Origin of the sequence: Rahnella woolbedingensis (assembly GCF_003602095.1) — a bacterium.
Lineage (GTDB): Bacteria > Pseudomonadota > Gammaproteobacteria > Enterobacterales > Enterobacteriaceae > Rahnella > Rahnella woolbedingensis.
The window spans coordinates 48,238-71,885 of record NZ_RAHH01000026.1 but is presented as its reverse complement, the minus strand read 5'-3'; the positions used below and the strand labels follow the sequence as shown (position 1 = coordinate 71,885).

The following is a 23,648-nucleotide window of genomic DNA, read 5'->3' as shown; positions in this document are numbered from 1 at the left end:
TAAAGGAGCGAAAAGAGCGAAATGTTAAAAAACCCCGATTTTAAAAGGTTTTTTTAAAATAAAAATTTGATTTGCGAAGGGAATCAAGCCGAATTGAGAATCAATGAGATTTAAATCAGGATCAATTTATTGAAAAAACCAATATTTCAGGCTGTGCAAATAAAGGTTCTAAATCAATTTATAGCAGGCTAAGGAAATTTTTTTTGACCGTTTTGCTTTATTTTAGCCCTGTAACAAGCTGCACAGGATTATGGCATAAACACCGAACCGGATCGACTTTGATACCCATTCTCTTCACAACCGCTTACAATGCTTTATTCGTTTAGCATTCGTTTACTTTTTAGGAAAGGTGTCATGCAGTCTGATTCCCTGGGTTTTCCGCTGGAAACAACCCTTGTCTTTGTTGTCGTGGCGGTTGCCGCGTTGTTAACTGACATCTTTGCGCACCGCAGTCACAAGCCCATTGGATTGAAAAGTGCTTCCCTCTGGACGCTGTTCTGGATTGCCGTCTCTCTGAGCTTTGCCGGGTTTTTGTATGTCCATCATGGCAAAGAGGTCGCCAGCCTGTTCCTGACCGGCTATGCGCTGGAGCAGGTGCTTTCCATCGATAACCTGTTTGTCATTATGGCGATTTTCGCCTGGTTCAAAGTGCCTGACGGTTATCGTCACCGCATTTTGTACTGGGGCGTGATCGGCGCGATCGTATTTCGTGGGATTTTCGTGGTGATCGGCACCAGTTTGCTGGCGCTCGGGCCATGGGTCGAAATGGTATTTGCCGTGGTAATTCTATGGACGGCCATCCTGATGATGCGTGCCGGAAATGATGACGAAGAAAATGATGACTACTCAGATCATATCGCCAACCGTATGGTCCGCCGCTTCTTCCCGGTGTTTCCAAAACTGGTCGGTCCGCATTTTCTGGTGAGCAGCGAACAGGTCGAAGCTGAACTGGCAAAGCCGGAAAATCAGGGTTTCAGCTTTACGGTGAAAAAGGGCGTGCGTTACGCGACGCCGTTGCTGTTGTGTATTGCGGTGGTAGAAATTTCTGACCTGATGTTTGCCTTCGACAGCGTGCCTGCGGTTATCGCGGTCAGCCGCGAGCCGCTGATTGTCTATTCCGCCATGATGTTTGCCGTACTTGGTTTACGAACCCTGTATTTCGTGCTTGAGGCATTGCGTAAATATCTGGTGCATCTCGAGAAATCAGTGATTTTCCTGCTGTTCTTCGTGGCGGCAAAACTGGCACTGAACTCCAGCAACCATCTGTGGCATCACGGAATTGAAATCAGCGCTTTAGCCAGTCTGTACGTTGTGCTGGGCGTTCTGGCGCTGGGAATTATTGCCAGTTTGCTGTTTCCCGGCAAAAAAGAAGCCACGTAAGATTTCATAACTGACGGTAGTAAAAGGTATAAAAAAACGCTGCGAATGCAGCGTTTTTGCGTTTTATGGATGAGAAATAACCGGCGCTAAACGTCGCCCTCGTTATCTTTTTCCACCGCTTCATGAATGCGGTCCAGCATATCCGGGAAAGCCGATTGCACGCGGCTCCAGCTCGGGATAAACGGTTTCTCGCTGGGTGTATCCACAAATGCCTGACCGGCTTCCATAATCGCGCCGGAGAACAGCTCCACGGCAGACTCCTCGCTGTGGCGGTCAAACGACAGTCCGTTCATTTTGGCGTCATTTTCAAACCCGTCGATCATATCCAGCGCATTACGATAGTAGGTGGCTTTGAGGATACGGAAAGACTCGCTGGTAATGTTCACGCCGAGGATTGCCATCTTGCGATAAAGCGCTTTGGTGATATCAATACTCATGCGTTGCAGGCCGTTTGTCGCATCATCTTCGGACATCGGCTGGTGTTTATGATCGTAGGTATCGGCGATATCGACCTGACAAATACGCTTGGTGGCCGTATTTCGATGAACTTCAGAAAGCACGCCGATTTCCAGGCCCCAGTCGCTCGGGATGCGCAGGTCATTCAGAATATCCGTGCGCATGGCAAATTCACCGGAAAGCGGGTAACGGAAGGTGCGCAGATATTCCAGAAAGTCAGAATGGCCGTAAACGATTTGCAGTGATTTCAGCAACGGGAAGACCAAAAGACGTCCCACGCGGCCATTGAATTTTCCGTCAGCGACGCGGGCGTAATAGCCTTTACAGAAATCGTAATGGAAATTGGGATTGGCTACCGGATACATCAGGCGGGCCAGCATATCGCGGCTGTACGTGACAATGTCACAATCATGCAGCCCGACAACCGACGTGCGCCGCGATGCAAGCGTATAACCGGCGCAGAACCACACGTTACGGCCTTTGCCCGGTTCGTTTGGCGAAAGATTTTCTTTTTTCAGTTCTTCATCCAGCGCTTTCAGGCGCGGACCATCATTCCACAAAATACGGTGGCGTTGCGGAAGGCGGGAGAAAAATTCACGGGCAAATAAAAACTGATCGCGGTCAGCGCGATCTAAACCAATAACGATTTCTTCCAGATAGGGGACTTTTGTCAGTTCGTCCACAATGCGGGTCAGCGCCGGACCCTCTAGTTCTGAAAACAAAGAAGGTAATATTAAACCCATCGAACGGCGTCCTGAAAAAACCTGCAAATCGTATTCCAGTTCTTCGACTTTGCGGTTTGTCAGATTATGAAAATTGGTAATGACACCATCCTGATAAAAATCGCTCATACGGTATTCTCCAATTTTAGAATAGATAAAATTATTGGAAGTCTTCTCTGTAAATACAGAACGATAAACAATGTGAAAACACCCGATAAATAAAGGTCATTTACCTCTTCGAATTTGCCCTTAAAGAAGTGGGATAAAATGATTCAGCCCCTGACTCCAGCCTTCCGGGCCAAATTCATCGGTTCGGAAAACACGTGAGATATCGTCACGATGCAGCGGCATTTGATGGTCATGATGGCCTTTAATCACCACGGCGTAATTCACCGCCTCCAGCATGGATAAATCATTCGGACCGTCGCCGAGACCGATGCTTATCACCGGTTGCCCGCATTTTTGCTGGTAGCGCTCAGACAACCATTGCACCGCCTGACCTTTCCCAGCACCGGCAGCCATGACGTGCCAGAACCTGCCGCCGCGCGTCAGTGCCAGACCTTCGCGAACCAGACATTTTTTCAGATGCATAAAATCCGGATCATTACCAAACCACACCAGCGGTTCAGACGCCTCGCGCTGCATGGCGAGCTCTGCCTGTGGCTCTGATAAGCCGGTCCAGACGGCGACCTGTTTGGGTGTCACATCGCCAAAACCGCGAAACTCAAAATCATAACGCTGACGCAGTTCGACCAGTGTCTGGCGGATCTCACTGTAGCCCGCGCCGTTAATATGAAACGGTTGTTCGCCACCGGTTCGCCAGTCAGACGGCAGATGAATCATCGCGCCATTTTCAGCAATAAAAGGCAGGTGCGTCAGATGCAAAGCTGACTGCAATGTCGCGACTTCTGCGGGCGTTTTGCTGGTCGTCAGAATAAGCGGGATTTTTGCCGCAGAAAGTTTATCCAGCCACGGTTGGGCCGGTTGCCAACTGTAATCGTGATGATCGAGCAGGGAGCCATCAAGGTCAGTAAAAATAATCAAGGGATCGTCAAGGTAAGGCATCTTTTCTCCTCAATTGTGCCGGTAACAGACGCAAATCTTTGACGATTTATCTCTGTCCCAGCAGCTAAGTATAGATAGAAAAATGAGTTTTATTGACCGCGCCACCATTTCAGGATTTTTTACCGCCTTATGTCCGTTTGCTGGCAGCTTTACCCGCAGGCGGTTTACAGGGATAATTTATCGCAGTCCCACCGCTGAAAAGAGGTAAGCAGATGAGCGAAGATGATGATGATTTATTCAGTCAGGAAATGGCCGGAGTTCAGCCACTGGCCTCGGATAAACGGGTGGTCTACCTCAAAAACTCAGCCACCGGACAGAAGGTCAGCGGAGACGAATTGCCAGAAAAACGTGAAAATCCGCTGACCACTGGCTTTCTGAATATCCAGCCGTGCGAGGAGCCGCTGGAGTACAAGCACGACGGCGTTCAGCAGGGCGTCCTCGACAAACTCCGGCAGGGCAAATACCCGCTGGAGGCCAGTCTGAACCTGATCCGTAAACCAGTAGAACAGTGTCGTCAGGAGCTTTTTTCTTTCCTCTGCCAGGCACAGGCTGAAAATCTTCGTACTCTGCTGATCATCCACGGTCGTGGCCGCGATGATGAAAGTCACGCTAACATTGTGCGCAGTTATCTCGCTAAATGGCTGAAACAGCTGGATGATGTTCAGGCATTCTGTGTGGCCATCCAGAAAGACGGCGGTGCCGGTGCCTGTTATGTCGCGCTGAAAAAATCAGCGCAGGCGAAGCAGGAAAACTGGGAGCGCCACGCCAAACGCAGCCGCTGAGGCTCGCTCGGCCAGCCAACTGAATGTTTGTTGCAGCGTGGTTTAAGCGCGACCCTTTACTGTCCTGACACTTTTCATGCCCGGCAACGGGTACTTAATCGAGCTTTTTTCATGTTCCTTAAACCGAGTTATTTGCGCTGCGCGCTGTTGCTGTGCAGCGTCACTCTTTTATCTGCCTGTGACCGCAACGCGGCTGAACAGGGCGACGCGCTGGTGATTGAAGGTAAAACGATGGGTACGTTTTACCGGGTCAGTCTGGCGGGGGTAGATAAAAATCGTGAAGCCGCGCTGCGCGAACAAATCGAGGCGCAGCTCAAAGAAGACGATCATCAGCTTTCGACATACAAAGAAGACTCGGTGCTTTCACGCTTTAACCAGTATCAGGGCAACGTGCCGCAACCCATCAGCGCAGGGATGGCTGATGCGATTGTCACGTCTGTGCGCATCGGAATGCTGACCGGCGGCGCGATGGATATTACCGTCGGTCCGCTGGTGAATCTGTGGGGCTTCGGGCCGGATAAACAGCCGGTCAAAACGCCGACGCCAGACGAGATAGAGGCCGCACGTAAACTGACCGGATTACAGCATCTGAAAGTTGTCCAGCAAAGCGACGGCCAGTATCTGCAAAAAGACTTGCCGGGAATGTATGTTGATCTCTCAACCGTCGGCGAGGGTTATGCCACAGACCATCTGGCGCGCCTGATGGAAGGTAACGGCATCAGCAATTATCTGGTATCTGTCGGCGGTGCGGTAGTTTCCCGCGGACATAATCCGAAGGGAAATCCGTGGCAGGTGGCGATTCAGAAACCGACGGATAAAGAAACCGCAGTGCAGGCGATTGTCGATTTGCAGGGCATGGGCATCAGTACGTCCGGCAGCTATCGCAATTATTACGAACTGGATGGCAAACGCCTTTCGCACATCATTGATCCCGCCACCGGTTCGCCGATCACGCATAAACTGGTTTCAGCAACAGTGATTGCGCCCACCGCGCTGGAAGCTGATGGCTGGGACACCGGGCTGATGGTGCTGGGCACGCGTAAAGCACTGGCGCTGGCGGAAAAACAGCACCTGGCGGTGTATCTGATCACCAAAGAAGGCGACACGTTTAAAAGTTATATGTCGCCGCAGTTCAAAGCCTATCTGAAAGATCCGCAATAACGTGTTGGGTTCAGGCTTGGGTTAAAGCGTACCGTGCATTTTTTCTGAAAGAAAATCCAGAAACACGCGCAGTGCGGGCGACTGGCCTTTATGACTGGCATACAACGCTGATATGGAAGAGGGCAGCGTTTGCCAGTCTGGTAGCAGATGCACTAATTCCCCGTCGGTCAGGCTCTGCTTGCAGGCCATCTCCGGCAACAACGCGGTACCCATCCCGTCCACCGCCGCCTGACGTAAAACCAGTAAATTATTGCTGATCAGGCGGGGCGTTAACGACACCTTTCGCGTGCCTTCCTGCGGATGAATCAGTTCCCACTGCGTGGCAGCCCAGGGAGTTTTACGCACCAGCGTCGGCAGATAACTCAGTTGATCGGCAGAAGGCGGTACAGGCAACGTCGTGATAAACTCCGGACTGGCAACCAGCACGTATTTCAGCGTTCCCAGAGGCTTGCGGTATAACCCGGAATCTTCCAGAGGTTCGATGTGCGAATGTATCGTCACATCAAAGTTTTCCTCAAGTAAATCCACCGTACGGTTGATGGCCAGAAGTTCCAGCGTGATATGCGGATAGCGCGTCAGAAACTCTGTCATCAGCGGAGCAATAACCATTTCCGCCATCATCACTGGCGTGCAGACCCGCAACAGTCCACTCGGATTTTGCTGTAAATCGTCAATAACCTGTTGCGCGTTTTGCGCCTGTTGCAGCAGCTTCTGGCACTCGATGGCATAGCACTCACCGATGCTGGTGACAGAAAAGTGACGGGAAGTGCGTTGCAGCAACCGGACGCCTAGGCGCGTTTCCAGTGCGTCAATCCGCCGGCTGAGCAGCGATTTTGACACGCCCAGCGCCCGCGCTGCGGTGGTGAATCCCTGATGCTGTACGACGGCGGCAAACAGCGCCATATCATTGAGATTATCGTTCATCTGGCCTCGCTACCATCGTTGCAATATGACAACGATGTGTTGCTATATTAGATATTTCGCGTCATATCAACAACGACTATCCTGTGTTCATTCCGCAGAACCTCTGCCAACAGGACATAAAAATGAAAATTCTCCATATCGATTCAAGCCCGTTTATCAACGATTCCGTTTCCCGCGAACTCTCCGCAATGATTGTGTCGGAACTGTGTTTACGTCACCCGGATGCGGACGTCACTTACCGCGACCTGGGCACCATGCCGCCGCCACACCTTTCCGCCGGTGCCATGAGCCTGCTGCACAATGCCCAGGAGGTGGCGATCACGCCAGAGTTACAGACTGAACTGGACGGGATTTATCAGTCAATTGAAGAACTGATTGCCTGCGACGTGCTGGTGATTGGTGCCCCGATGTATAACCACTCAATTCCGAGCAACCTGAAAGCGTGGCTGGATCAGGTTTGTCAGAAAGGTAAAACCTTCCGTTATACCCCACAGGGTGTGGTCGGGCTGATCCCTGGCAAAACGGCTTATATCGCATCTAGTCGGGGTGGTATTTACAGCACACCAGAAACCCTTGTGCATGATTTTCAGGAACCCTATCTGGTTTCGATTCTGGAACTGATGGGTGTGGCAGGTTGCCATATTATCCGCGCTGAAGGCGTGAGCCGTCAGGCAATAGGTCGCGAGAAAGGGCTGGCAGAGGGAAGGGAAACGCTGCTTCAGATACTTAATAACTGAAACAGCGTTGGCCGGTGTTAATGCTTCGCAGTACTGATCAGTTCAAACAGCACCACCGTGCGGGATGTGCAGATGTACTCTCGCCCGAATTCGAAATTGTGCTCGTTGACGTCGTCTGGCTGGAAGGTATCGAAAATATGCCGCCAGCTTTCACCATGCGCGACGGAAGGCAGGGTAAACACCACATCTTTGTGTGAGGCGTTAAACAGCAGCAGGACCGTACTTAATGACCCCTGACGCAGTAAACCGGTCGGTTGCGCGCGGCCATCCAGTAGCATCGCAATGCATTTCGCGTGCGGATCTTTCCAGGCGGCGTCGGTCATTTCCGGCCCCTGCGGCTGGAACCAGCTGACATCCTTCACACCCAGTTTTTCGTGAACGGCGCCGGTGAGGAAACGTCCCCGGTGCAGGATTGGGAACCGCTTGCGCAGGGCAATAAGCCGGTAAGTGAACAGCAGTAGTGCCTGTCCTTTTTCTTCGATATTCCAGTTAATCCACGCAATTTCAGTGTCCTGACAATACGCATTGTTATTGCCATTCTGCGAACGCGCAAACTCATCCCCGGCCAGCAGCATCGGCGTGCCCTGCGAGAACAACAGCGTCGCCAGCATGTTACGCATCTGCCGCAGCCGCAGTTCATTGATCGCCGGATCGTCACTCGGACCTTCCACACCGTAGTTGGCGGAAATGTTGTTATCGCTGCCGTCCTTACCATTTTCGCCATTGGCTTCGTTGTGTTTACTGGCGTATGACACCCAGTCATTGAGCGTAAAACCGTCGTGGGCGGTAATAAAGTTCACGGAAGCGTAAGGCTTGCGGCCACGGTGATTGAACAAATCTGCGGAGCCGGAAAGGCGTGTGGCGAACTGAGCCAGCTGGCCTTCGTCTCCGCGCCAGAATTTGCGCACCGTGTCGCGAAAACGGTCATTCCATTCCATCCAGCCGGGCGGGAAGCCGCCGACCTGATAACCGCCGGGACCGCAATCCCACGGCTCGGCAATCAGTTTGCACTGACTGAGGATTGGATCCTGACGGCAGGTATCGAGAAAACCGCAACCTTCGTCAAAACCGTAACTTTCACGCCCGAGAATGGTCGCCAGATCAAAACGGAATCCGTCGACCTGCATTTCTGTCGCCCAGTAACGCAGGGAGTCGGTGACCATTTGCAGCACGCGCGGATGGCTGAGATTAAGCGTGTTTCCGGTGCCGGTATCGTTGATGTAATAACGTTTATTGTCCGGCATCAGCCGGTAATAGCTGGCGTTATCGATGCCTTTAAAAGACAGCGTCGGCCCGAGTTCGTTACCTTCCGCCGTGTGGTTATACACCACGTCGAGGATCACTTCTATATTGGCCGCGTGCAGGGTAGCAATCATCTGCTTGAATTCGTTCACAGTGTGCGTCGCCATATATTGCGGATGCGGTGCGAAGAAACTCAGCGTGTTGTAACCCCAGAAATTATGCAGCCCTTTATCCTGTAAATGCCGGTCATCGGTGAACGCGTGAATGGGCATCAGCTCCACTGACGTTACGCCCAGCGAGCGGATATATTCCACAATGTGCGGCGTGCTCATCCCCGAAAACGTACCACGCAGATGTTCGGGCACCGCCGGATGACGCATGGTATAGCCGCGGACATGCGTTTCGTAGATCAGCGTTTTTTCCCAGGGAATGTGTCTTTTGCGCGAGCGCGCCCAGGAGAATGCCGGATCGATAACACGACATTTGGGCAGAAACTCAGCGCTGTCGCGGTTGTCGATATGCAGATCCTTTTTCGGGCTCTGCATATCATAGGCGAATAGCGCATCGTCCCATTTCAGCTCGCCGACAATCTGTTTGGCATAAGGATCAAGCAGCAGTTTGGCGGGATTAAACCGGTGCCCGTCATGCGGGGCATACGGGCCATGCACGCGATAGGCGTACAGTAGGCCGGGGCGGGCATCGGGCAGATAACCATGCCAGACTTCGTCGGTGTATTCCGGCAACTCAATCACGTCGTACTGTTCGCCGTCTTCGTTGAAAAGGCACAGCTCGACTTTGGTGGCGTTGGCGGAGAACAGGGCGAAGTTGACACCCAGCCCGTCCCAGGTTGCGCCCAGCGGCACGGGTAATCCTTCACGTACCCTGGTGGTATGGCCGGAATCAAAACTGCGAACAATCTCACCGTCACTCGAGGGATGGATGATCCGCACACCGAGTTCATCCACGGCAATATCTACCTGAGCATGTGAGGGAACGGTGCGGACTTCTGCCGTTATGGCGGTAGATTTACTTGTCTTGCTGGACCGGGCCTTTGTCATACTCGACGTCACTCCGTTTCAGGGAAATCTGACAAAAAATTGCCGAAAGAGGGCCATCTGCGCATGCGCAGACGATAACAACGAGTGTAGACCGGAGTTCGGAACTTCTCCCGTAAACCGCCGAAAAGCTGTACAAGGCGCAGAGCTTCATTGATATTGAAAGCGAAAAGGCTAGCCTGCTAGTTATTGTCTGACTTTCTCCCGAGGAATCCCCATGACCATCGCTTTACTCAGCCATGTCGATCTTGATGCTGGCTATCCTGACCGGTTCGAAGCGGCCGGTTTTACTCTCTTTTTTGCGACGACGCCGGAACAACGTAATTCTCTGGATCCACAAATAGCGCAGCAGATCCGCGCCGTGCTGACTATCGGCAGTATCGGGTTAAGCGCCGCAGAAATGGATAATCTGCCCAATCTGGAAATCATCTGTGCGCAGGGTGTTGGCTTTGAACATATTGATGTCGTCGCAGCGAAACAGCGCGGTATTCATGTCACGCATGGTCCGGGAACCAATAATTCTTCCGTCAGCGATCACACACTGGCGCTGATGCTGGCGATCACCCGTAAAATTCCGCAATTTGACGCCGCAGTCCGTGGCGGCGAATGGAAAAAAGCCCGCTGGAATACGCCGGGAATGGCAGAAAAACGCTTAGGCATTATCGGGATGGGCAACATCGGCGGCCTGATTGCCCGCCGCGCGGCGGGCGGGTTTGATATGGAGGTTGCTTATCACAACCGGCGTCCGTTGCAGGACACGCCATACCGCTATTTCCCGGACATCACCGGGCTGGCGCAATGGGCTGACTATCTGGTGGTCGCGACGCCGGGTGGCAAAGATACCGTTAAACTGGTTGATGCGCAGGTGCTGCACGCGCTGGGGCCGGACGGATTTGTGATTAACATTGCGCGCGGTAGCGTGGTGGACAGCGGGGCGCTGATCGCCAGTCTCAAAAATCATGAAATTGCCGGTGCGGCGCTGGACGTGGTTGACGGTGAGCCGCAGGTGCCCGCAGAAATGCTGACTCTGGATAATCTGGTTATCACGCCTCACGTGGCGGGACGTTCACCGGAATCGGTAGAAAACATGATGACGCTGGTGTTATCGAATCTCACCGCACACTTTGGCGGCAAACCGGTCATGACGCCGGTGCCGCAATAGCACGTTTTCACCGCGTGTTCCTGCGCTGATATAAACGCCGCCTGACGGCGTTTCTTTGTGGACCTTAACGCGCCGTTAGTCGGAAAAAGCATAAGACACTGCTTTTTCTTATTTGTCTGGCATAGCAACAGATCGTAACAATAGGGTTTTGGCAAGCAAGGGGCAGACAGCGGTGAACTTTCAACAACTCAAAATTATACGGGAATCAGCGCGATGCAATTACAACCTGACTGAAGTCTCGAACATGTTATTCACTTCACAGTCAGGGGTCAGCCGCCATATTCGCGAGCTGGAAGATGAGCTGGGCGTTGAGATATTCATCCGTCGTGGTAAGCGTTTGCTGGGGCTGACAGAGCCCGGTAAAGAGTTGCTGGCTGTCGCCGAAAGGATCCTCAACGAAGCGCAGAATATCCGCCGTCTGGCTGATGTTTTCTCGAAAGAGGACGCCGGCGTTCTGACCATCGCCACCACACATACGCAGGCGCGTTACAGCCTGCCGAAAGTCATCAAAGCATTCCGGGCGATTTATCCCGGCGTACGTCTGGAATTACATCAGGGCTCGCCGCAGGAAGTTCTCGCAATGCTGCTGAGCGGGCAGGCGGATGTGGCGATCGCCAGTGAAAAACTGATGAATGACCCGGCTGTGGCGGCGTTTCCGTATTACCGCTGGCACCATGCGATAGTCGTTCCGCAAGGCCATCCGCTGACGTTGCAGCATCCGGTGACTTTGCAGCATCTGAGTGAACTGCCGTTAATCACTTATCGTCAGGGGATCACCGGCCGCTCACGCCTCGATGAAGCCTTTAACCGCGCCGCGCTGACCCCTGATATCGTGCTCAGCGCACAGGATTCCGATGTGATTAAAACCTATGTCGAGTTAGGACTGGGCGTGGGGATACTCGCGGATAAAGCGTTCGAAGCTGAGCGTGATACCGGCCTGCAACTGATCAACGCCGAGCATCTGTTCGAAGCCAACACCGTCTGGCTGGGGCTGAAAAAATCACAGTTGCAACGTAACTACGTTTGGCGGTTTATCGAATTATGTAATCCGGGACTGTCGGTTAATGAGATTAAAGAGAAGGTGTTTGCGACGGGCGGAGAGCCGGTAATTGACTACCAGATCTGAGGGGCAAACCCCTGGGGTAAGGTCAACACCTTGGGGTGCCACCCAAACTGGCCTTAAGGTCAACATCGTGGGCGTCGGCCCACACCGACCAGAGACCCGGTAACGCACGGGCCTCTGGTCTCCGCGCTTTTTTAACTGCGCGCTATCGCGGGCAAAAGGGACATGTCCTGTTGCATCAGTGAGTGGCGCAAAATGTCATCGCTGCGCGATCCCCGAATTTCAGGTTTCGAGCCATAGGTCTCGAACCATTCATTCGGTGCCATTTTTGAGCACGCCAATCAACCTTTTTAAAAGATGAAAAACAGTCTGCCGATGAATTTAAGATCGTGCGGGCGTTTCAGAAAACTTGCTGAATGAGAGGTTGCAGACCAAAGGCTGCAATCGTGAAATGAAGGAACCGCGCAGCGGCAAGATTTCCAGCCTGTCGCTGTGGTAGCTGCAATTGAGAAACCGAAATTTTCCGATCTAATTTTCAAGCCTTCACGGCAAGTGAGCATATTTCCGAAATAAAAAAACCGGTCATAAGACCGGTTTTTTACCTTCGCTAAAAGCGAAACCTAGACTGCTGGTTTTGCAATTACATTGCGATTTTCCATGCGCACTTCCGCGATGTTCACATCAATAACATCGCTCTGACGGTAGGCCACTTCGCCTTTGATCAGCACGGTACCGGTATCTGCGCTGCACACCAGTTCGTCGCGCACGCTGTGCAGGAACGGAGCTGGGATGAACGCTACGGCGCCGATATCTTGCAGACGGACACGCAGACCACCGCGGGTGACATCGATGATTTCAGCGCTGAACTTAACGTCAGCGCCGACTTTATCTTCCAGATAACGGGCATACAACCAGTCACCGACATCGCGCTCGGCCATGCGGTTAGCACGACGGCGTTCTGCCAGCTGAACAGTCATCTCGTCCTGAGGTTTCTCAGCAGACTGCTGAAGGATCATCGCTTTCAGCAGACGGTGGTTCACCATGTCGCCGTATTTACGGATTGGGGATGTCCAGGTGGCGTAAGCTTCCAGACCCAGACCGTAGTGCGGCCCCGGAGTGGTGCTGATCTCTGCGAAAGTCTGGAAACGACGGATACGGCTGTCGAGGAACTGTGTTGGCAACGCATCCAGTTTACGGCGCAGCGCGCAGAAACCAGGCAGGGTCAGCAGTTCTTCAGCATTGGCTTCAACGTCATTGGCCTGCAACACGGTGACCGCGTTTTCAACCAGCAGCGGATCAAAACCGGTATGCACGTTGTATACGCCGAAACCCAGGCTGTCGCGCAGGGCGATAGCGGCACAGACGTTGGCGGCGATCATAGATTCTTCCACGATGCGGTTAGCGATACGACGATGTTCAGCGACGATTTCCAGCACGTTGCCTTTCTCACCCAGCACGAAGCGGTAATCAGGACGATCTTTAAACACCAGCGCGTGTTCGGTACGCCATGCACTGCGCACGTCACAGACGCGTTTCAGCAGACGAATTTGATCGGCGATCACATCGCTGGCAGGCTGCCATTCACTTTTCTCATCCGCTTCAAGCCAGTCAGACACATCGTCGTAGGCCAGCTTGGCTTTGGATTCAATGGTCGCGGCGAAGAAACGAATGTCGCTGCCCAGTGCGCCATCGGTGCCCAGCGTGACGGAACACGCCAGAACCGGACGGCTGACGTCTGGCCACAGGGAACAGATGTCGTCGGACAATTCGCGCGGCAGCATCGGGATATTAAAGCCCGGCAAATAGTTGGTGAATGCGCGTTTTTTTGCCGTGTTGTCGAGGTCGCTGCCTTCGGCGACGTACGCCGTCGGGTCAGCGATCGCGATGGTCATTTGCAGGGTGCCGTCACCGTTGTCTTTCACAAACAGCGCGTCATCCATGTCCTGCGTACTGCCGCTGTCGATAGTGACAAATGGCAGGGCAGTCAAGTCTTCGCGGGTCAGGCCTTCATCGCGCAGTTCAGCGATATCAGATTTTGGCGCTTCACGTTCGAGATTATGACGTGCCAGCGTCACCCACCACGGTGCGAGATCGTCGGTGCCGGTGGTGATCCATTCGGTGATTTCAGCCTGGAAGCTGTGATCACCTTCTTTGAGCGGATGGCGACGCATTTCAGCCACACACCAGTCGCCGTCGCTCACTTCATGATTGATATTGCGGGCAACGCGGCACTGAATGGAATCACGTAATAAAGGATGGTCAGGAACGATGGAAAGACGGTCATCTTTCCTGGTTACGCGCCCTACAAAACGGCTGAGGAACGGTTCAACCAGAGTTTCCGGCTGGACGATTTCACGCTCTTTCTCAGTTTGCAGGGAGGCGATGACGCGGTCCCCGTGCATGACTTTTTTCATGTACGGAGGCGGAATGAAATAGCTTTTTTGACCGTCTACTTCAAGAAAGCCAAAGCCTTTCTCAGTGCCTTTCACGATGCCTTCAACACGTGGAGTCTGAGAGTGAAGTTGCTGTTTTAGCTGCGCGAGCAGCGGGTTATCTTGAAACATATCGTCCAGGGAATTGGGGGTTAATGTGGCTCGATTAGCGGCAGACAGTTTTACGCGATCTGCTCCCTTCGGGCAAGCAGCATCTGCCCCTTTCGCCTCATAACCCTGAAGCTAAAGGGGACATTTGCGCGATGTTACGCAAGTCTGACTTATGCGATACGTTGCAGGTCGACTTTTTGCTCGCAGCGACGGATAGTGACCGGCACGGCTTTGGAGGTAGGAGTGTGGGTCTGGTCGCCAAAACTGGACATCGGTACCAGCGGATTGGTTTCCGGATAATAAGCCGCCAGATTACCGCGCGGAATGTCGTAACTGACCAGTTTGAAACCGCTGACTTTACGCTCGATGCCGTCATTCCACAGCGTTTCAATTTCCACCAGCTCGCCGTCTTTCAGGCCTAAATCAGCCAGATCCTGCGGGTGAATAAACAGCACTTCACGCTGGCCGTAAACCCCACGATAACGGTCATCAAGGCCGTAAATGGTGGTGTTGTACTGGTCGTGTGAGCGTAAAGTTTGCAGGGTGAACGGCGCATTCTGGTCGCCCATCGGGATCAGCACTTCCGGCAGCGGGGCAGCGCTGAAATTGGCTTTGCCGCTGAGGGTGTTGAAATTGAGCTCCGCAGCCGCATTGCCCAGATAGAAGCCGCCTTTGATATCGCAGCGTGCATTGAAATCTTTAAAGCCCGGAATAGTGGCTTCGATGTGGTCGCGGATCAGATTGTAATCGTCAGCCAGCGCCATCCAGTCGAGGTATTTGTCGCCCAGAACGGCATTAGCTATACCACAGACAATTGCGGTTTCAGAACGCTGTTCTTTCGATAAAGGAATACCGACGCCTTCGGACGCATGCACCATGCTGAAGGAGTCTTCAACGGTGATGAACTGCGAACCGGTCGCCTGCATATCCAGCTCGGTACGACCCAGTGTAGGCAGGATCAGCGCTTCTGTCCCCGGTGTCAGGTGAGAGCGGTTGAGTTTGGTGCTGATTTGCACGGACAATTCGAGATTGCTCAGCGCCTGTTCGGTACGCGGAGTATCCGGTGCTGCCGCCGCCAGATTACCGCCGAGGCAGATCAGAACTTTGGCTTCTTTACGCAGCATTGCTTCCAGCGCTTCAACGGTATTATGACCCGGTACGCGAGGTGGCGTGAATTTGAAGTGGCTTTCCATGGCATCGAGCAAGGCTTTAGGCGCTTTTTCATCGATACCCATAGTGCGGTTACCCTGCACGTTACTGTGACCACGAACCGGACACAGACCGGCGCCCGGTTTACCGAGCTGACCGAACAGCAGTTGCAGGTTAGTGATTTCACGCACGGTCGGCACGGAGTGTTTATGCTGTGTCACGCCCATCGCCCAGGTACAAATCACGCGTTCGGCATTCATATAAATAGACGCCGCTTCACGCAGATCCTGTTCGTTCAGACCGGATTGTTCAGTGATTTTTTCCCAGCTGGTGGCATCCACAACGGCCAGATATTCATCGACGCCAGCAGAGTTTGCAGCAATAAAGTCATCATCAAACAGGGAAGGCTGGCCGGAAGCGATACGCTCACGGTGAGTCTGCAACAGCGCTTTCACGATGCCGCGCACGGCAGCCATATCGCCGCCAAGATTCGGTTGATAATACGCCGAACTGATACGACCGGCTTTCGGGGTGACGACTTCCAGCGGCTTTTGCGGATCGGCGAAACGTTCCAGACCCCGTTCACGCAGGGTGTTAAAGCTGACCACTTTTGCGCCACGGTCAGACGCATGGCGCAGGCTGTGCAGCATACGCGGGTGGTTGGTGCCCGGATTCTGGCCGAAGACGAAAATAGCATCCGCTTTTTCAAAATCATCCAGACGGATGGTGCCTTTACCGACACCGATACTTTGTTTCAGGCCGACACCGCTGGCTTCGTGACACATGTTCGAACAGTCAGGGAAGTTGTTGGTGCCGAACATACGGCCAAAGACCTGATACAAGTAGGAGGCTTCATTACTGGCGCGACCGGAGGTGTAGAAATCTGCCTGATCCGGGCTTTCCAGACCTTTCAGATGGCTGGCGATCAGCGCGAAGGCCGCGTCCCAGCTCACCGGTTCATAATGGTCAGTTTCGCGGTTGTAACGCATCGGATGAGTCAGGCGACCCTGATATTCCAGAAAGTAATCGCTCTGTGCGCGCAATTTACTGACGCTGTGTTGTGCAAAAAATTCCGGCTCGACGGCTTTACGGGTGGCTTCCCAACTGACGGCTTTCGCGCCGTTTTCGCAGAAACTGAAAGTGCTGTGATTATCATCACCCCAGGCGCAGCCCGGGCAGTCAAATCCGCGACCTTTGTTAACACGCATCAGGTTACGCAGATTAGACAGAACTTTTTTACTGTCGAAGACGAAACGGGTGGTGGATTCCAGTGCACCCCAGCCGCCGGCTGCGCCGTGGTAAGGTTTGATCTCAGTTTTGAATTTCATAGTTATGCTTCGCAGGTGATTTTGTCAGATCTTAAACAACCGGAACGATGAATTGTTAACCAAATTGTTAATTTTATGTCACAAGTTTAGGAGGGGTATACGTTCCCGTCTAATCGAATGCCATGATGGTGTGATAGATTTCATCTATCGCAGATAAATATCGGGGAATAACGCCAATAGCGCCGAAAAATCAGGGGCGGGAACGCGACGCCAATCATTTTGAAAACAGCGGGTTGTGATAATAAAAGCTAATGGCTTCGCGGAATGTGGTTTTCGGCTGAAATTAACACAAGTTGTAACAGTATCGTTTCATTATGAAATGCTTAGCAAAAGACTAAGGGTTTTTCTGCGAACGGTTTTAGTGCAACCTATGCCGCAGATTTTTAATCCATAGGTTTTTTGTATAGAGTCCGGTTCAGTTCAGAACCCTGCTCTATAGCGCGTTTAAGGAAGATTCAGTGAAACGTAGTGTAATTAGTGTCTTATCTTGTGTATTGATGTTCTCCGCAGGCAGTGCGAAAGCTATCGCGCCACTGGATTTCCCTGTTGTCCCGCCGAGCATTGATGCGGCTTCTTTTGTGCTGATGGATTATGCCAGTGGTGATGTGCTGGCCGCCGGTAACCCGGACGACCGTCGCAATCCGGCCAGTCTGACCAAACTGATGACAGGTTATGTCATTGACCGCGCACTGGATCATAATAAAATCACCATGAATGATGTCGTTACCGTACCTCAGGAAGCCTGGGTCGCCGGTAACAAGAGCCTGGAAGGTTCTTCGCTGATGTTCCTCAAACCGGGTGATCGTGTGAGCGTGCGTGATTTGATCCGCGGCATCATCATTACTTCCGGTAACGACGCCTGTGTGGCGATGGCCGATTATGTCGCGGGCAGTCAGGATTCTTTCGTCGGCATGATGAACCAGTACGTCACCAGCCTCGGCCTGACTAACACCCATTTCGAAACCGTACATGGTCTGGATGCACCGGGTCAGTACACCACGTCTTACGACCTTGCGAAGCTGTCCCGCGCCATTATCGGCGGTGAACCTGAGGAATATCGTATGTATGCGGAAAAATCGCTGACGTACGACAACATCACTCAGCAAAACCGTAACGGCCTGCTGTGGGATAAAAATCTGCAAGTCGATGGTCTGAAAACCGGCCATACCGAAAGCGCCGGTTTCAACATTATTGCTTCTGCAACGCAGGGTGACCGTCGTCTTATCGCTGTCGTTATGGGCGGAAAAAGCTCAAAAGGGCGCGAAGAACAGGCGCGTAAACTGCTGACCTGGGGTTTCCGCGAATACACCAGCAAGCAGATTTTCAAAGCGGGTCAGACCGTATCGGACGAGCACGTCTGGTTTGGTGCTAATCCTCAGGTGAAAGTCGGTTCGCTGAGCGATGTGTTTATCAGCGTACCGCAGGCGGACGCCGATAAACTGAAAGCGCAGTATGTGCTGACCAATCCGCAGATTGACGCGCCGCTGAAAAAAGGCCAGGAGCTCGGCAGCATCAACATCGTGGATAACGGCAAAGTCATCAAAACCGTGCCGCTGGTGGCTCTGGAAGATGTTGCAGAAGGCGGGATCATCAGCCGTGCGATTGACTACGTGAAACTGAAAATCTAAATTCCCGGTCAGAAAATCCAGTATCGCCTGATTGAATTCCCCGGCGGTATTCATAAACGCCGGGCGAACGGCTCACATCCGCCCGGCGAGTCTGCAAGATTTCAGAATACCTTCGAAGAAAAATCCGTTTTCACTTCGCTTTCTATATAGGTATTTAATCCCCATCCGGCACGGGCGAGTTCCTTCATCTTCTCAAGATGTTCAGGGCCGGGGTGGCGGATGTCGTAAAGATAAACGTGATTGTTCTTGAAACGGACTTTGATCGAATTGGCATCAATCTGGAAGCTGACAACCTGTGAATCACCGCTTTTGTTGGCGTAATTTTCCATGCTGCATCCTGTTAGCTAAGCCTGATTTCGGGCGACGTCTTCTATTAACCACGTCCGTCTTTCAGTTACAGGGTGATAGTTCACATTATCAGCACGTTAAGTCAGGATAATTGGCGTAATGAACGGCGGGCAGCAGAAATAGCGAGGTGAACCGGCACCCGCTGATTGCCGGTGCCGTCATTTTGAAGCGGTTATTTCAGCAGAAACGAGTGGTCAAACGTGCCGCTGACATTCAGTGCGACAGGCAATAACCCCTGTGCATGATAGAAATCAGCGGTTTGCTGTTGCTGTGTTTCTGTCGCGGCATCAATCGTTTGCCAGTAGGATTTGCGACGCTCGAACCCGAGTTTTGCGGCGTCCAGCGGGAAGCCGATGATTTTCGCCAGTTTCTCGCTGTAGGCATCCAGATTCTTATAGGCCCAGACCTGCGAGTCGCTCAGACGTTGCAGGTAGTCGGCAATTGCCTCACGTTTGGCTTTATCTTTCAGCGCGGTGTCTGTTGCCGCCAGGAAGCTGTTACCCGACCACAACCCGCGGCCATTCACCACAACGCGCAGATGATCCTGCGTTTCGGCGAATGCGGTATACGGTTCCCATGTTGCCCAGACGTCCACAGACCCCTGCGTCAGCGCCAGTTTAGCGTCGCTCGGCGGCAGGAAACGGAAAGTCACGTCTTTCGCCGTCAGCCCCGCAGACGCCAGTGCTTTCAGCGCCACGAAATGACCGATGGAGCCGCGGTTGGTGGCAATACTTTTGCCTTTTAAATCCGCCGCGCTTTTGACAGGGCTGTCCGCTTTCACCAGTAACGCCGTGCCATAAGCATCGGATTTATCCACGGCAATGGCTTTCACCTGTGCGCCCGCGGCTTCGGCAAACAGCAGCGGGGCATCGCCGATAATACCGACGTCCACCGCCTGCGCATTCAGCGCTTCCGCCAGCGGGGCGGCGGCAGGGAATTCTGACCACTCAATTTTGTACGGCAAATTATCAAGTTTATTTGCCGCTTCCAGCTGCGCCCGCATATTGCCTTTCTGATCGGCTACGCGCAGGGTGATTTGTTCAGCATTGACCGCAAACGCGCCGCTAATCAGCGATACCAGCAGCAGAAGTTTTTTTACATTCACTTGCATCAGGGTTCCTTATACCAGCGTGGTTGCGGCGGTTTTATTTTGTGCCTGACGCGCAGCAATTTTCTGCTTCGTCAGCGGGATCAGAGTTTTGCCGTACTCGACGGCGTCATTGAGCGGATCAAAACCACGGATCAGGAAAGTGGTAATGCCCAGATCGTAATATTTCAGCAGGGCATCGGAGACCTGTTCCGGCGTACCGACCAGCGCGGTCGAGTTGGAACCGCCACCAATCAGCCCGGCAATGCCGGTCCACAGGCAGGAATCCAGACGGTCGCCTTGCGCCACGGCCTGCAGTAAACGCTGTGCGCCGACACTTTGCGGTTTAGCTGCCAGCGCCTGACCTTTTTCGGCCTGCTGGGCAGTGGCCTTCGCGAGAATTTCATCGGCTTTGGCCCAGGCTTCTTCTTCGGTTTTACCAAGAATAGGGCGGAAGGAAATGCTGAAACCGATCTCCCGCTGATGCTGTGCCGCAGACGCTTTCACGGCCGCGACCGTTTGTGCAGCGCTTTCCAGCGGCTCGCCCCACAGCGCGAACACATCGGCCTGTTTACCGGCAACGCGAATGGCGTCATCAGAGGAACCGCCGAAAAAGACCGGCAGTTTTTTCTGGTAAGGCTTAATGGCGGAGAAGGCGTTTTCAGCCTGATAAAACTCGCCCTGATGATCAAAGCCGGTTTCTGAATACCAGCTCTGTTTCAGCACATCGATGTATTCGTCCGTGCGCTGATAGCGAACGGATTTCGGCTCGAAATCGCCGTCACGACGTTGTTCGGCATCGCTGCCGCCGCTGATGATATGCACGGCAACGCGGCCTTCCAGCAGGTGATCCAGCGTGGCGAGTTTGCGGGCGGCCAGCGTCGGCGCGACAAACCCCGGACGGTGTGCCAGCAAAAAATGAATACGTGAGGTGCTGGCACCGGCGTGCGCAGTGACCAGAAATGCGTCGGGCTGATCGGAGGCATACGCCACCAGAATGCGGTCGAAACCGGCATCTTCATGGGCTTTGGCGAAATCGGCGATGTATTTTTTATCGAAAACCGGACCGGTCGGCGGGATGATTTCAGAAGCCAGACGATGGCCGATCATTCCAATAAATTGCACGCTCATAAGCTGTCACTCCTCGGGTGAGGCCAGCGAATGACAATCTGCGCTGGCAGGAGTGTTTACCTTAAACGGCAACTTACTATGTGAGAAATTCATTATCTTCATAAGCTAATATGAAAAATGTGCATTACATTGTGTGAGACATAAGAAAGGGCTAAACGGGCGGGTGATGGACCAGCGTCGGTTTAAAGCGGGGATATCAGAGATGAACCCTCCCCCGAACTCAGGGAGGGAGTGGTGTATTACGTGACAGCGGGATAATTGAGGCGATCGCCGTTACTGCGAGTCCTGACTGGTGCCGGTTTTCGGGCTGGCAGCCGAACTGTCTCCCGCATCTGCAGTTTTGGTATAAACAATTTTCTGGCTGTCATTGCCGCAATGGCCGACGACCTGACCGCCGCTCTGATCCGCCTGATCGTTTGGCACGATATCAAGTTTGAATCCGGATTCAGGTAAGCCGTTAGCTACGATTTTCTGAGTAATATCCGCTTTAACGCTTTCACAGGATGCCTGTGCCATGAGCGGTGCCAGCATTACAACAGCGAGTCCGGCTAAGAGTGTCTTTTTCATCATTCATTCCTTTTATGAGAAGCAGCGTTTTAATCATTATCAAAGAACAAGTTTAGCAGAGATGCTGTGGCGTCACATTGACGGCCACAGAAAAGGAAATGCGTGGAAGGAATGCGTTACGGCGCCATCAGCTGGCGGCCTGTGCGGCGGTCAAGACAACGTTCGGTGTTCGGTTCCCAGTACGCATTGATGTTCTGGCTGGCTTCGCACTTATCGCGCAGATCAACCGAGTTGTCGTATTTGGAAAAATCTTTCTCGTTGCGCTGGTTCTGCAAGGCACGCAGACGCTGAGTTTCATTCCACTGCTCTTTACTCTGGCGGGCTTCTTCGTTGGACATGGCGTCATTGCCGGTACCGCCAAAGACACAGGTTCCGCCCGCACAGTTGGTGGCAGCCTGCACAGGTACCTGCCACCCGGCAGTCATGGCCAGTAAAGCAACAGGCAGCATGGCGCGCGTCAGTCGGGTTATAAACGTTGTATTCATTAGCTAATCCTTTTTAGATATACACATCGCACTGGCGAATCATTAAATTATAACATCCCGCACAATGACGTCACCCTTTGCCTGTAAACTGGTTGATATCTTATTGAAGTCCGCACTGTAAACCTGGCTCAACTATGCTCAAAACGTCTTTACTGTTCTTTGCCACCGCGCTGGCGGAAATCGTCGGCTGCTTTTTGCCTTATCTCTGGCTGCGTAAAGGAGGGAGTATTTTACTGCTGCTTCCGGCGGCGCTCAGTCTGGCGGCTTTTGTCTGGTTGCTGACCCTGCATCCGGCGGCGAGCGGCAGGGTATACGCGGCTTACGGCGGAGTGTATGTGATGACCGCGATGTTATGGCTGCGGTTGGTCGATGGCGTGAAACTCAGCCCCACCGACTGGCTGGGCACGTGCGTCGCACTGGCGGGAATGCTGATTATTATTTCAGGCTGGAAAGCGTCATAAACGATTACTGTGACAATCTTTCCATCAGCACAATGACTTTCTGAATCACAATTTGTGCCGCGCGGGAAAGCTGGCGGCGGGGTGCTACACACAGTGCCAGCGTCAGCGGTTTGGCCTTTCGTCCCTGTAGCGGCACAAATGCCAGCCGCTTTTCCTGTAAATCGGGCAAAACATCCAGCAGGCTCAGCACGCCAACACCGGCACCTTTGCGGATGAGTTCCCGCATCATGCGCACGTCATTGCAGACGATCGATGGCGTTTCCAGCAGCTGATAGCGGTTATACAGCATTTTAGCGCGGGCATTCACCATCAGCGGTTCGGAGGGAATAATTTGCCGGTAGGAGGCAATATCGCTGAAAGACAGCGACTCCTGCTGTGAAAGTTCGTGTCCGACCGGCATGGCGATGCCGATGGGTAATTCCGCAAATGCCCGCACTTCGAGACCGGTATGCTCAACCGGATCCAGCAACAGCCCGAAATCCACTTCTGCCGAACTGACCTGTTCGCTGATATTGCGGCTGTCTTCGATGCGGATATCAAATGTCAGATAGGGATGTTCCGCGCCCACTTCCGCAATCAGTTCCGCCACCATGCCCTCGCTGAGGGCTGCGATCATAGAAATCGTCACATGCCCGCGTCGTAATCCCTGTATTTCATCGAACCGTTCTCTGGTGCGGGAAAATTCTTTTCGCCAGCGGCGGATATCATCGAACAGAATTTCGCCAGCGGAGGTCAGCTTCAGCCCGGTGGGCAGACGTTCGAACAGCGGGGTTTCCAGCGTTTGTTCGGCCTGTAATATCTGCCGGTTAATGGCGGAGGCGGAGACATGCAGCACTTCCGCCGCTTTGCGCAAACTTCCTGTCCGGGCGACTTCTGTAAAATATTGCGAGAAACGGGAGAATGGTGACATGGGTGTACTAATTTATGCAGTGAATAAGTGAGATATCTATTATGGACTGCATCACTCAATTTTCCTAGATTGTGCGATACCCCTTTGTAAAACAATCACCTCAGGTTGTTTTGCAGTCAAAACGGGTAAATGACAGGGTTCGTCAAAACACGTTTTAGCTCGTGTGCCGCTATCAGTGATAGAAAGCGGGGCGAACGGTGGCATTTGCACCGCTGGCGCATGATCGTGTTTTGAAAAACAACACTAATAACAAGCGTGCATG

General features: G+C 52.9%; 20 protein-coding genes. 8 read left to right on the top strand and 12 right to left on the bottom strand.

Features of this window, described 5'->3' with window-relative positions:
• The first annotated feature begins 354 nt into the window (after nucleotides 1-354).
• Nucleotides 355-1,380: a TerC/Alx family metal homeostasis membrane protein gene (locus D6C13_RS19665; RefSeq protein ID WP_120134358.1), complete on the top strand. Its 1,026-nt coding sequence runs from the start codon at nucleotides 355-357 to the stop codon at nucleotides 1,378-1,380.
• Nucleotides 1,381-1,466: 86 nt separating this feature from the next.
• Here D6C13_RS19665 and D6C13_RS19660 read toward each other — a convergent pair whose 3' ends face one another.
• Nucleotides 1,467-2,687 carry a glycosyltransferase family protein gene (locus tag D6C13_RS19660; RefSeq protein WP_120134357.1) on the bottom strand — a complete coding sequence of 407 codons (1,221 nt, stop codon included), beginning with the start codon at nucleotides 2,685-2,687 and terminating at the stop codon, nucleotides 1,467-1,469.
• A gap of 120 nt (nucleotides 2,688-2,807) precedes the next feature.
• Nucleotides 2,808-3,623, bottom strand: a complete 816-nt coding sequence (locus tag D6C13_RS19655; RefSeq protein ID WP_120134356.1) for a mannosyl-3-phosphoglycerate phosphatase-related protein — start codon at nucleotides 3,621-3,623, stop codon at nucleotides 2,808-2,810.
• 212 nt (nucleotides 3,624-3,835) lie between these two features.
• On the opposite strand from D6C13_RS19655, the gene smrA reads away from it, so the two are divergent.
• Both smrA and apbE read left to right on the top strand, forming a co-directional pair.
• Entirely contained in the window at nucleotides 3,836-4,405 is a 570-nt protein-coding gene (gene smrA, locus D6C13_RS19650) for a DNA endonuclease SmrA (RefSeq protein ID WP_120134355.1), read from the top strand.
• A 111-nt stretch (nucleotides 4,406-4,516) separates the two neighbouring features.
• On the top strand, nucleotides 4,517-5,566 hold the full coding sequence (gene apbE / locus D6C13_RS19645; protein ID WP_120134354.1) for an FAD:protein FMN transferase ApbE: 1,050 nt from the start codon (nucleotides 4,517-4,519) through the stop codon (nucleotides 5,564-5,566).
• Between the two features lie 21 nt (nucleotides 5,567-5,587).
• Here the strand turns inward: apbE and D6C13_RS19640 are convergent, their stop codons facing one another.
• A complete protein-coding gene (locus tag D6C13_RS19640; protein ID WP_120134353.1) occupies nucleotides 5,588-6,490 on the bottom strand; it encodes a LysR substrate-binding domain-containing protein in 903 nt (300 codons plus the stop codon).
• 122 nt (nucleotides 6,491-6,612) lie between these two features.
• On the opposite strand from D6C13_RS19640, the gene D6C13_RS19635 reads away from it, so the two are divergent.
• On the top strand, nucleotides 6,613-7,227 hold the full coding sequence (locus tag D6C13_RS19635) for an FMN-dependent NADH-azoreductase (protein WP_120134352.1): 615 nt from the start codon (nucleotides 6,613-6,615) through the stop codon (nucleotides 7,225-7,227).
• A 17-nt stretch (nucleotides 7,228-7,244) separates the two neighbouring features.
• On the opposite strand, the gene glgX is transcribed toward D6C13_RS19635, so the two are convergent.
• A complete protein-coding gene (glgX, locus tag D6C13_RS19630; protein ID WP_120134351.1) occupies nucleotides 7,245-9,527 on the bottom strand; it encodes a glycogen debranching protein GlgX in 2,283 nt (760 codons plus the stop codon).
• A gap of 214 nt (nucleotides 9,528-9,741) precedes the next feature.
• Here glgX and D6C13_RS19625 point away from each other — a divergent pair, with 214 nt between their 5' ends.
• Both D6C13_RS19625 and cbl read left to right on the top strand, forming a co-directional pair.
• The gene (locus D6C13_RS19625; RefSeq protein ID WP_120134350.1) at nucleotides 9,742-10,686 is read left to right on the top strand and encodes a 2-hydroxyacid dehydrogenase; all 945 of its coding nucleotides are present in this window, start codon (nucleotides 9,742-9,744) and stop codon (nucleotides 10,684-10,686) included.
• 172 nt (nucleotides 10,687-10,858) lie between these two features.
• The gene (gene cbl / locus D6C13_RS19620; RefSeq protein WP_120134349.1) at nucleotides 10,859-11,812 is read left to right on the top strand and encodes an HTH-type transcriptional regulator Cbl; all 954 of its coding nucleotides are present in this window, start codon (nucleotides 10,859-10,861) and stop codon (nucleotides 11,810-11,812) included.
• A 557-nt stretch (nucleotides 11,813-12,369) separates the two neighbouring features.
• Here cbl and D6C13_RS19615 read toward each other — a convergent pair.
• On the bottom strand, nucleotides 12,370-14,313 hold the full coding sequence (locus tag D6C13_RS19615; protein WP_120134348.1) for an exoribonuclease II: 1,944 nt from the start codon (nucleotides 14,311-14,313) through the stop codon (nucleotides 12,370-12,372).
• A 149-nt stretch (nucleotides 14,314-14,462) separates the two neighbouring features.
• Nucleotides 14,463-16,769, bottom strand: a complete 2,307-nt coding sequence (locus D6C13_RS19610) for an FdhF/YdeP family oxidoreductase (RefSeq protein WP_120134347.1) — start codon at nucleotides 16,767-16,769, stop codon at nucleotides 14,463-14,465.
• A gap of 458 nt (nucleotides 16,770-17,227) precedes the next feature.
• Here D6C13_RS19610 and D6C13_RS19605 point away from each other — a divergent pair, with 458 nt between their 5' ends.
• Nucleotides 17,228-18,397 (top strand): serine hydrolase, encoded by a 1,170-nt coding sequence (locus tag D6C13_RS19605; RefSeq protein WP_120134346.1) that lies wholly within the window; start codon nucleotides 17,228-17,230, stop codon nucleotides 18,395-18,397.
• 101 nt (nucleotides 18,398-18,498) lie between these two features.
• Here the strand turns inward: D6C13_RS19605 and D6C13_RS19600 are convergent, their stop codons facing one another.
• The 5 genes from D6C13_RS19600 to D6C13_RS19580 all read right to left on the bottom strand — a co-directional run bounded on the left by D6C13_RS19600 (nucleotide 18,499) and on the right by D6C13_RS19580 (nucleotide 22,015).
• Complete coding sequence (locus tag D6C13_RS19600; protein ID WP_015697366.1) at nucleotides 18,499-18,726, bottom strand: hypothetical protein; 228 nt, start codon at nucleotides 18,724-18,726, stop codon at nucleotides 18,499-18,501.
• A 191-nt stretch (nucleotides 18,727-18,917) separates the two neighbouring features.
• The gene (locus D6C13_RS19595) at nucleotides 18,918-19,856 is read right to left on the bottom strand and encodes an ABC transporter substrate-binding protein (RefSeq protein ID WP_120134345.1); all 939 of its coding nucleotides are present in this window, start codon (nucleotides 19,854-19,856) and stop codon (nucleotides 18,918-18,920) included.
• 9 nt (nucleotides 19,857-19,865) lie between these two features.
• Nucleotides 19,866-20,963, bottom strand: coding sequence for an LLM class flavin-dependent oxidoreductase (locus tag D6C13_RS19590; protein WP_120134344.1), 1,098 nt, complete (start codon nucleotides 20,961-20,963; stop codon nucleotides 19,866-19,868).
• 273 nt (nucleotides 20,964-21,236) lie between these two features.
• Nucleotides 21,237-21,530 carry a DUF1161 domain-containing protein gene (locus D6C13_RS19585; protein ID WP_120134343.1) on the bottom strand — a complete coding sequence of 98 codons (294 nt, stop codon included), beginning with the start codon at nucleotides 21,528-21,530 and terminating at the stop codon, nucleotides 21,237-21,239.
• Between the two features lie 116 nt (nucleotides 21,531-21,646).
• Entirely contained in the window at nucleotides 21,647-22,015 is a 369-nt protein-coding gene (locus tag D6C13_RS19580; RefSeq protein WP_120134342.1) for a DUF1283 family protein, read from the bottom strand.
• Nucleotides 22,016-22,149: 134 nt separating this feature from the next.
• On the opposite strand from D6C13_RS19580, the gene D6C13_RS19575 reads away from it, so the two are divergent.
• The gene (locus tag D6C13_RS19575; RefSeq protein WP_120134341.1) at nucleotides 22,150-22,476 is read left to right on the top strand and encodes a YnfA family protein; all 327 of its coding nucleotides are present in this window, start codon (nucleotides 22,150-22,152) and stop codon (nucleotides 22,474-22,476) included.
• 4 nt (nucleotides 22,477-22,480) lie between these two features.
• Here the strand turns inward: D6C13_RS19575 and D6C13_RS19570 are convergent, their stop codons facing one another.
• Entirely contained in the window at nucleotides 22,481-23,386 is a 906-nt protein-coding gene (locus tag D6C13_RS19570) for a LysR family transcriptional regulator (protein ID WP_120134340.1), read from the bottom strand.
• Nucleotides 23,387-23,648 lie beyond the last annotated feature (262 nt).